The organism is Ligilactobacillus araffinosus DSM 20653 (assembly GCF_001435375.1).
Taxonomy (GTDB): Bacteria; Bacillota; Bacilli; order Lactobacillales; family Lactobacillaceae; genus Ligilactobacillus; species Ligilactobacillus araffinosus.
On the sequence record NZ_AYYZ01000028.1, the window covers coordinates 1 to 890 of the forward strand.

Sequence of the window (890 nt, forward strand, 5' to 3'; positions counted from 1 at the left end):
CGCACTTTTTGCGTTGGCATATCCATTTCAGCCCCGATTTCTTCCGGAATTGGTTCGCGACCAAGATCTTGAAGCATTTGCCGTTGAATCCGAATCAATTTATTGATCGTTTCAACCATGTGAACTGGAATCCGAATCGTCCGTGCTTGATCCGCAATCGCCCGCGTAATAGCTTGCCGGATCCACCAGGTTGCATAGGTTGAGAACTTGAATCCTTTGCGATAATCGAATTTTTCAACCGCCTTCATCAAGCCCATGTTTCCTTCCTGAATCAGGTCAAGCAGTGACATTCCGCGACCAACATACCGCTTAGCAATTGAAACAACTAACCGTAAGTTTGCTTCGGCAAGGTGTTGTTTTGCCTCTTCATCACCTTGTTCAATTTTCAATGCTAATTCTTTTTCTTCATCAGCTGAAAGCAATGGCACCCGACCAATTTCCTTTAAGTACATCCGAACTGGATCGTTGACTTTAACCCCAGATGACAATGATGATGAAGTCTCCTTCTTTGCTTCTTCAGCAGTGTGGTCAGCGGCTTTTAAACTGGCCTTACTTGGTTCACCATTTTCATCAACCACTGAAATGCCGGAGTCTTCGACATGTTCAATGATTTTATCCATTTGATCGGCATTCAAGTTCATCGGTTCGGCAAACTGTTTGTTAAGTTCGTCATATTGAACTTTTCCTACCTTCTTATATTCTTTAATCAGTGAATTCAATTTACTCTTAAATTCTTTTTCATTCATTTTTGAATCTGCCAAGTTGGATTCCTCCTTTAGTTTCGATCCCATTCGAAATATCTTAGTTCACTTTATTTCCTAGTCAAGAAAGTCCTTTAATTGCTTTGACCGTGATGGGTGGCGCAGCTTCCGCAATGCTTTGGCTTCGAT

General features: G+C 41.9%; 1 protein-coding gene. It reads right to left on the minus strand.

Translation table 11 applies throughout. The features are described 5' to 3' along the window. Positions 1-746: sigma-70 family RNA polymerase sigma factor (locus tag FC64_RS04450; RefSeq protein ID WP_057906735.1), on the minus strand; the 746-nt coding region annotated here is incomplete at its 3' end. Between the last annotated feature and the right edge of the window lie 144 nt (positions 747-890).